The organism is Pediococcus argentinicus (genome assembly GCF_001437605.1).
GTDB lineage: Bacteria > Bacillota > Bacilli > Lactobacillales > Lactobacillaceae > Pediococcus > Pediococcus argentinicus.
The window spans coordinates 26,301-35,082 of sequence record NZ_JQCQ01000018.1 but is presented as its reverse complement, the minus strand read 5'-3'; the positions used below and the strand labels follow the sequence as shown (position 1 = coordinate 35,082).

Annotated in this window: 10 protein-coding genes; all 10 read right to left on the bottom strand. The window is 37.9% G+C overall.

What is annotated here, in order from left to right; all coding sequences use genetic code 11:
- Positions 1 to 59: 59 nt before the first annotated feature.
- On the bottom strand, positions 60 to 422 hold the full coding sequence (locus IV88_RS05540; RefSeq protein WP_057799598.1) for a type II toxin-antitoxin system PemK/MazF family toxin: 363 nt from the start codon (positions 420 to 422) through the stop codon (positions 60 to 62).
- 21 nt (positions 423 to 443) lie between these two features.
- On the bottom strand, positions 444 to 704 hold the full coding sequence (locus IV88_RS05535) for a hypothetical protein (protein WP_147165248.1): 261 nt from the start codon (positions 702 to 704) through the stop codon (positions 444 to 446).
- A 61-nt stretch (positions 705 to 765) separates the two neighbouring features.
- The gene (alr, locus tag IV88_RS05530; RefSeq protein ID WP_057799596.1) at positions 766 to 1,890 is read right to left on the bottom strand and encodes an alanine racemase; all 1,125 of its coding nucleotides are present in this window, start codon (positions 1,888 to 1,890) and stop codon (positions 766 to 768) included.
- Between the two features lie 2 nt (positions 1,891 to 1,892).
- Entirely contained in the window at positions 1,893 to 2,249 is a 357-nt protein-coding gene (gene acpS, locus IV88_RS05525; RefSeq protein ID WP_057799594.1) for a holo-ACP synthase, read from the bottom strand.
- A gap of 96 nt (positions 2,250 to 2,345) precedes the next feature.
- The gene (cshA, locus tag IV88_RS05520) at positions 2,346 to 3,926 is read right to left on the bottom strand and encodes a degradosome RNA helicase CshA (protein ID WP_057799592.1); all 1,581 of its coding nucleotides are present in this window, start codon (positions 3,924 to 3,926) and stop codon (positions 2,346 to 2,348) included.
- A gap of 201 nt (positions 3,927 to 4,127) precedes the next feature.
- The gene (locus IV88_RS05515; RefSeq protein WP_057799591.1) at positions 4,128 to 5,504 is read right to left on the bottom strand and encodes a UDP-N-acetylmuramoyl-tripeptide--D-alanyl-D-alanine ligase; all 1,377 of its coding nucleotides are present in this window, start codon (positions 5,502 to 5,504) and stop codon (positions 4,128 to 4,130) included.
- A 110-nt stretch (positions 5,505 to 5,614) separates the two neighbouring features.
- On the bottom strand, positions 5,615 to 6,400 hold the full coding sequence (locus IV88_RS05510) for a hypothetical protein (protein ID WP_057799589.1): 786 nt from the start codon (positions 6,398 to 6,400) through the stop codon (positions 5,615 to 5,617).
- 36 nt (positions 6,401 to 6,436) lie between these two features.
- Positions 6,437 to 7,330, bottom strand: coding sequence for a zinc metalloprotease HtpX (gene htpX, locus IV88_RS05505; RefSeq protein WP_057799587.1), 894 nt, complete (start codon positions 7,328 to 7,330; stop codon positions 6,437 to 6,439).
- Positions 7,331 to 7,343: 13 nt separating this feature from the next.
- Entirely contained in the window at positions 7,344 to 7,922 is a 579-nt protein-coding gene (locus IV88_RS05500) for a LemA family protein (protein WP_057799585.1), read from the bottom strand.
- Between the two features lie 91 nt (positions 7,923 to 8,013).
- The gene (locus tag IV88_RS05495) at positions 8,014 to 8,706 is read right to left on the bottom strand and encodes a class A sortase (protein ID WP_057799583.1); all 693 of its coding nucleotides are present in this window, start codon (positions 8,704 to 8,706) and stop codon (positions 8,014 to 8,016) included.
- Positions 8,707 to 8,782: the final 76 nt, after the last annotated feature.

The window sequence follows — 8,782 nt, the reverse complement described above, 5'->3', positions numbered from 1 at the left end:
CTGTCAACCACAAAGGGATTATCGCACCTAGACAAACCCAGGTTCTGCTTTTACTTTTTTTATGTATTGGAGACCAATCCAACGCTTACGCGCAAGGCCTCATCAATTTTATTCATATGTGCTTCACTTAGATGACCAATTTGGTCATGCAGACGTTGCTTATCAATTGTGCGAATCTGTTCTAAAAGTACCACTGAGTTTTTTTCAATACCGGCCTCACCCGCCCGAACTGCCACGTGTGTGGGCATCTTAGGCTTAGAGATTCGTGAGGTTACGGCAGCAATAATAATCGTTGGACTATAGCGATTGCCAATATTGTTTTGAATCACCAATACCGGACGCATACCGCCTTGTTCAGAGCCTACAACTGGTGACAAGTCTGCGTAGAAAAGATCGCCACGTTTAATGCTAGCTTCTTCCACGATGTCACCTCAAAATTTAGTTTAAAGTCTTTCAAAAAAATGTTTGTCACACTCAGCATCACACGACTCAAAGTCATGTATAATCTGAGAGTTAAGATTAGCCATTTCAGTATAACCGGCTATTAATTCGTCGAGATGTTCAGTCTGATGATGTTCAAAGAATGAACGAATCATATCTTCATTTACTTCTTCGGGACGAATACCAAAGAACTCACAATAAGTTTTCTTTTGTACTGGAAACTGATCTGAAACTTCACGATAACTGCCTTCAGCTCTCATCATGGTAATCTCCTCCACGTTTTCAAAATCCTAATAACATTCTAGCATGAATATCATGAAATAACTATTGTTCATTCTCGTAAATTCGTGGTAATCGATCAGTAAAGCCACATGTAATTTCATAGTTAATTGTTGCTGCATAGTCAGCAATATTGGTCATACTAATTGATTCAGATCCAGATTGACCGGCTAAAACAACTTTGGTGCCAACTGGCATTTCTTTTGGTAGTCTAACCATCATTTGATCCATACAAATTCGGCCAACAATTTCACATTTTTGACCATCAATCAAAACATAGAACCCTTGTAAACGTCTTTCGTAACCGTCAGCATAGCCAATCGGAATAGTACCAATCCACTCATCTTCTTTAGCAGTGTATGTTGCACCATAACTGACTGAACGTCCTGCTTTAATCTTCTTAACAAAGACTAGCTTGGATTCTAGTCGCATTGCTGGTTTAAGTTCATAGGGACTTTCAATTGCTCGACCAGAAGGATTCATTCCGTAAATACCAACACCAAATCGAATCATATTTCCATTACATGCTGCATGCCATAGACTAGTTGCAGTATTAGAAACATGGACATACTTAGGTTTCTCAGATAAGGCGTTTAGGAATTCTTTAAAACGACTGGTTTGTAAATTAAAGTAATCGGTATTCTTTTCGTCTGCCGTTGCAAAATGTGTAAACATACCTTCAAAATCGAGCTTTTCAGAATGCTCGCGCATGAAATCAGCTGCTTTAGCAAACTCTTCAGAGTTTTGGAAACCAATCCGTCCCATTCCAGTATCAATAGCTAGATGAACTTTTAAGGGATTACTGAAAGTAACGCTTTGTTGGCTGACCTGATTCAACCACTCTTGATCACCAACTGTTAATGAAACATCGTTATCAGCAGCTAACTTGGCACTATCTGGATCAGTGATGCCCAAGACGAGAATTGGTTCTGTAAAGCCAGCTTCTCTTAAATCTAGTGCTTCATCTAAAATTGCAACACAGAATCCTGTTGCACCAGCTTCTTTTGTGAATTGAGCTATCTTTCGAATACCATGACCATATCCATTAGCTTTAATAACAGCAAATAGCTCACTCTTTTGATCTAATCGCTGAACTTCCTCTGAAACATTATGTCTAATTGCACTTGCATCAATAATTAATCTACTTGGACGATTGACTCCGACTACCATTATTACTGCTCCCCCTCTAAAATAACTTCTGTCATAACTAGCGTGTCAGTATGTGAAATTGATATGTGCGCACTACCACGATATGGATGTTTAATAACCACAGGTTTTCCTGCATCATCATCTAAAATCTCGATATCTTGAAATCCAACATCTTTACCAATACCAGTGCCATAGGCTTTACTATAAGATTCTTTGGCAGAAAAACGGCCTGCCAAAAACTCATTTGCACGTTTATCTTGATAGCTTTTCCAGACACTGAGTTCATTGTCAGTTAAAACCTTTTCGGCCAACTGTAACCTACTCTGAATATCAGTAACTCGTTTAATTTCTGTTATATCAACACCAATACCGTAAATCATAGAATCCCCCCACGTTGTTAACATGTTTATTGTACCAAAAAAGAGAAACGTTCCAAAACATTGTTGTTGTTTTGGTCGTTTCTCTTTATAGTTGTTTTAGTGTTCTTTGATAACAAAGTTACGTTTTGAACTGCTACGGTTACCTGATTGTGGTTTACCAGAGCGATTACCGTTTCCACCACGGTTACGGTCATTACGATCACGATTGCCACGGTTATATCCGCCACGATCCTTATCTTTATCACCGCGCCACTTGCTGTGACCACCACGTCCGCCATTACCATTACGACGTCCGTTACCATTACCGCCTCTGTGTCCACCGTTTCCACGGTATCCACCTTTACCACCTTTTTTACGAGGTAATGGGCGTTCTGGAGTAATCTTAACCTTAGTTTCACTAGCGTCAGATTTTGTTTCTTCACTCAACAATGCAGCAACTAATGTTTTAGCATCATATTGTTCTAACAAACGATCAGCTTGATCAGAGAAAGTTTCAACCTTAGTTTTCTTAACTAATGCTTGAACTTTTTCTTCAGCTTCTGCAGCACGACCAGCAAAAGCTTCTTCTTCTGTTGGTGGCTTCAAAGGAAGCATCCGCTTCTTTGTAAGTTGTTCAACATCACGTAAGTAGTCCATTTCCCAGTTAGTAACAAATGTTACTGACACACCTTTAGCTCCGGCACGACCGGTACGTCCAATACGATGAACATAGCTTTCAGGATCTTGAGGAATATCGTAGTTATAAACGTGAGTAACACCTGAAATATCCAATCCACGGGCAGCAACATCAGTTGCAACAAGGATGTCTAATTCGCCATCACGGAATTGTTTCAAAATACTCATACGACGTTGTTGCGTTAAATCACCATGGATACCAGCAGCATTATAACCGCGAAGTGTAAGTCCCTTAGCGACTTCATCAACACGACGTTTTGTACGTCCAAATACTAATGAAAGTTCTGGATTTTGAACATCGATAATACGAGTTAAAACATCAAATTTTTCAAATTCTTTTGAACGAATGTAATATTGTTCCACTGAATCAGCAGTAAGTTCCTTTGACTTAACTGTAATCTGATGTGGATCGGTCATAAACTTAACTCCAACTTTTTTGATTGGTGCTGGCATAGTTGCTGAGAAAAGTAATGTCTGACGGTCACTTGGTGTTTGTTCGATGATCTTTTCGATATCAGGTAAGAATCCCATATCTAACATATCATCAGCTTCATCAAGAACCAATGTCTTAACATGGTCTAAACGAATTGTTTTACGACCAATATGATCGAGCAAACGACCAGGTGTACCAACCACGATTTGTGGGTGACTCTTTAAACTGTTGATTTGGCGACGAATATCTGCTCCACCATATACAACTTGAACTTTAGCTTTTTTGTATTTTCCTAAACGGAAAATTTCTGATTGTGTTTGAGCAGCCAACTCACGAGTTGGCGACACAATAATTGCTTGGATATTAGGATTGTTAACGTCAATATTTTGTAAAATTGGAAGACCAAACGCTGCAGTTTTACCTGTACCTGTTTGTGCCTGACCAATGATATCTTTCCCAGCTAATGTGCTTGGGATTGTTTCTGATTGAATTGGCGTTGCTTCTTCATATCCACTATCTTTGACAGCCTTTAGGATGTCTTCATCTAACCCTAATTCGGTAAACTTCAAATAAAATTCCTCCTGTGAAATCCACGGTATAAGTATAAAGAAAATCCGTTCTTCTGGGACACTGTCCCACTTATACCATTTGCTAAACATAACTTATCTATCATACACCGAGACCCCACGATAAGCAACTTCAGTAGTGTTGTAAAAAACACCAGAAACCGTCTTCATTGTCGGGTCTCTGGTGTTTAAAAACTTTTGATTTTAATTTTTTGTAAGCTCGTTTACAACTGTTTCCAAATGAATTCCATGACTTGCTTTTAATAAAACAATATCATCAGCTGTGATTAAATTTTCTAGGTCACTGCTAAGATGATTTAATTCACTTGCTTGATAGTAATGTAGATGACTTTCATCATACTTACCATCTAAAGCCTTGTATAAATTATTCATTTCTTGACCAACTAGGAATACTTCTTCAATCTCATTTGGATCAAGACTATCCTTTAATCCTTCATGCATGGACTGGGCTTGTTCACCTAGTTCAAGCATGTCACCAAGAACAGCAATTCTGCGTCCTTTAGTTTCGGTCTTGGCTAATGAGGCCAACACTAACTTCACAGCGGTTGGATTTGAATTATACACATCACTCAAGATTCGTTCGCCTTTGCGACCATCAAGCCACTCTGTACGATTCTTAGTTAAGTCAAAGTGTTTCAAAGCCTTAACCGCATCATCTAATTTAATGTGATAATTTTGTGAAACTGCAATAGCTGCTAATGCATTAGTAACGTTATATTGACCAATCATTGGGATTTCAAAACGTTTATCAGCATCTAAGTTAATCGAAAATGAAGTTTCGACATCATTACCTTCGATGTTGGAAGCATACAATTGATTGCTACTTTGCATGCCAAAAGTGAATTGATCAGCTTCCACTTCTTTTGCACGTTCAGTTAACAACGGTTCATCCCCGTTATAAATGAAAACTCCATCTTCCTTAAGTCCATGAGTAATTTCCATCTTGGCATCCGCAATTCGATCACGTGTTTTAAAGAACTCAATATGAGCCTCACCAATCATCGTAATAACTGCCGTATCAGGTTGAACTATTTTGCTTAAGAAATCCAATTGTCCGGGGCGATCCATACCTAATTCAACTACCAAAATTTCAGTATTGGAGTTCATTCCCAGGATTGTCATTGGAACACCAATCTCGTTATTAAAATTAGCTTCTGTCTTAACAACGTTAAACTGCGAAGCTAAAATTGCAGCGGTCATATCTTTTGTAGTTGTCTTACCGTTACTACCGGTAATTGCAACTACCTTAGGGTTAATTTTGTCTAAATAATAGTGTGCTAACGTTTGCAAAGCTTGTAATGGATCATCAACAACTAGTGCTGGGATACCATCAGGTAATTCCGCTTGGTCTTTGGACCAAAGTGTTGCCACAGCACCAGCGTCAACAGCATTTTTAATAAAAGTGTGTCCATCTCGCTCGCCCTTCAAAGGAACGAAAAGAGATCCCGGCAACAACTTTCGACTGTCAAAATGAACATTATTAACTTCGATATCATTCCAAGCATCTGGAACATCTTGAATCTCCAATGCTCTAGCAATCTCACTGAGTTGCATCTTCATCTTTCTAACCTCTCTTACGTAAACATAGTCATAATTATATCACAGGTCATTTTATTGCCTAAAATTAAAAATAATTCAGCTCGTAATGAGTCGAATTATTTTGATTGGTCTTAATATAAAGAATCATTATCAAAAGCATGTGGATCAGTCACTACAAAATGCCAGTGACCACTCTTTAAATGATATTTCAAAACCGCTACTTGTTGGGCTTTATTGTATAAGGATTCTCGACTCCGCAGTGTTGGTGCCAAGTTGCTGTCACTAACCATTAAAATCGGAACTCGATACTGATGATCCTGTTCAAAGGACTGATCAAAAGCGAAAATTAATCCTTCTCCCAAAATTGGGATCAACTGGCGAACCATAGTCTGTGGCACTTCAGCAAATTTCACGGTTCTTCTAAACATTCCACGACGTTCGTTGAAAGACTGATCTGCGTGACGAACTAATGCATGATTTAAAACCGCATAGAAGTTTTTCAAACGTCGGTAATAAGTCTTAACTTGATCATCACCAACTGTTAAATAAACAAAATCATTCTGAAGTTTATAGGAAAATGGCGTATTCAAATGGCTATTCATATGTCCCATATACAGTAACTCAGCAATATCATTGGCTGTTAAGTCACCAAGAGCTTCCCGTTGTGAAAAATCAATCCATTTGGCTGTTCCGCCGTTTGGACTATTTAAGAAATCACCAATCTCTTTTGCGCCATTAATTTCATTCAAGAGCGTATGTGGGTCAATTTGACGATTATCATCAGTCGTATTATTTAATAATAAAATATTCGTTGGAATCTGAAAAACACCCTGCAAAAAATCGCTTGATGTAATTCCCCTTGAATATATTAAATTAACTAATGATTCTAAATGAACATAAATGTAATCGTCGCGCATTTTCCTATGAGCTCTCTTTCAATAACTATTTACAATTTACATTTTTTCTAATCGAGCAATTCGATCTTCAATTGGTGGATGGGTATCAAATAAATGAGCCATCGACCGCTTATGTTTGAATGGATCTGATATATATAAGGCCGCACTACTAGGATCAGCCTCTTTCATTGGTGCACTATCTGAAATCTTCTGGAGAGCGCTAATTAATCCCTGCGGATTACGTGTTAATTCAACACTAGATGCATCAGCTAAATACTCACGATTACGTGATAGAGCCATTTGTGCAATTGATGCCGCAATTGGTCCTAAGATAACTAATACAATCGAAATAATCATCATAATCACACCAAGGTTACCCTCGTTATCATTATTACTTCGACGTCTACCTCCACCCCACCAAAATGAGCGCATTCCAATATTAACTAACATCGCAATCGCTGATGATAGCGCAAGTGCAATCGTCGATAGACGAATATCGTAGTTACGAACGTGAGAAATTTCATGGCCAATAACACCTTCCATTTCTTCACGATTTAATCGTTGTAAGATTCCGGTAGTAACAGCTACGGCCGCTTTATTAGGATTGTTTCCAGTGGCAAAGGCATTGGGACTTGGATCATCGATGATATAGACTTTAGGCATTGGAACTTTACCAACTAAAGCCATATCTTCAACAATATGCCATAGCTCTGGGTTATCTTGCTCAGAAATTTCCTGTGCATGGTTCATTCCCATAACTACTTGAGTCGATTGGGCAATCATAATTGCCATATAAATAGCAGTAACAATGGCAGCCATAACTACACCTGCACTGTAACTTCCATAAAAGACATAACCAATTGCTGCACCAATAAAAAGGACTAGAATTGCAAAGCCAATCATGACATATACTGTTCGTCTTTTATTTCTAGCAATCTGTTGATATAGCATTTATTTATCCTCGTTATTTGTCAAAAGAAACTGTTGGAGCTTTTGTTTCTTCTTCTGGAACTTGTAAGTAATCAACTGGTTTGAATCCGGTTGAACCAGCCACTAAGTTACTTGGGAATGTTTGTAGCTTAATATTGTAGCTAGCGACACTTGAGTTATAAAGTTGACGTGAATAAGCAATCTTATTTTCTGTGTTAGTTAACTCTTCCATTAATTTAGAAAATTCTTGATTAGCTTTTAAATCTGGATAACTTTCTGAAAGCGCAAAAACTGTCTTCAATTGATCACTCAATTGATTTGAAAGTTGCATAGTCTCATTACGTTCAGCTTGTGATGCCTGTGGATTATCACGAGCAACTAACTGATTTCTTAGTTCAACTACTTTAGCAAAAGTATCTTGTTCATGTGATGCATAACCTTTAACTGTTGAAACCAAGTTAGGAACTAAATCATTTCTACGTTTCAACTGAACGTTAATCTGACTCCATGATTCTTGCGTATAAGTACGTGCTTTAACTAAGTTATTGTAAAGAACAATCGCAATAACCACTAAAATAACGACGATGATTCCAATAATTAAACCAACTGACATGTTATTTCCCCCATTTATGTTTGAATTAACCTAATCTTACCAGACCATTACTGATAATAGTACTAGTTTACGTAAAAATTATAGTCCACTTTTACTGCTGATTAAACTTTTGTGCAAACATTTTTTGTGCATCGCTAGGTGCATCTTTTTGATCATAAGTTTTCACATATTTAGCACGTACCATTAAACGCCTGGCACCCGTTGCATCACATGTAACCATCGTTAGAATACGTTTATGTGGAATATCATCAATCACTTGTACATCTGTCGCATCGATAAATTTACGTACGTTAACTTGATATTCATAGACCTTGCTTAAATCTGTTAAATAAACTTTCTGTCCTACTCGTGCTTTCCAATAAAGTGGGCTGAAGAGTGCTTGATTACTTACCATATGATGACCTGCAATTGCAAAGTTACGTTGGCCCATTTCTTGATCTGGTTTCAAAGTACCAGCAGCCAAAGCCAACGTTTCGTTAGCTACCCCATTAGCAACTGGCAAATGCATTTTAACGTCTGGATATGCAATTTCTCCAATCACTTGGATATCACTAGACTTTGCACGGGCGCGAGCAACTGTTGACCAGTCCAAGGATTTTACAGCAGAAAAATCATATGAAGCTTTCTTTTTCTTATTCTTAATGACGGTCTCTTGCGTCACTTTAGGATTATAGGAAGCGACCATCCAATCTTTGATTTGGCGATTAAAAATCAATGCCAAACTAATTAGTATCAATAATCCTATTCCAACTCGTGATAACCACTTTTTAACGGTTTTATTCATCTAGAAACGCATCCTTTTTATAACGATTTTATTTGTGCTATGCTATAGAGTAATCTTTAGTTTTAGGAAGAAGGCT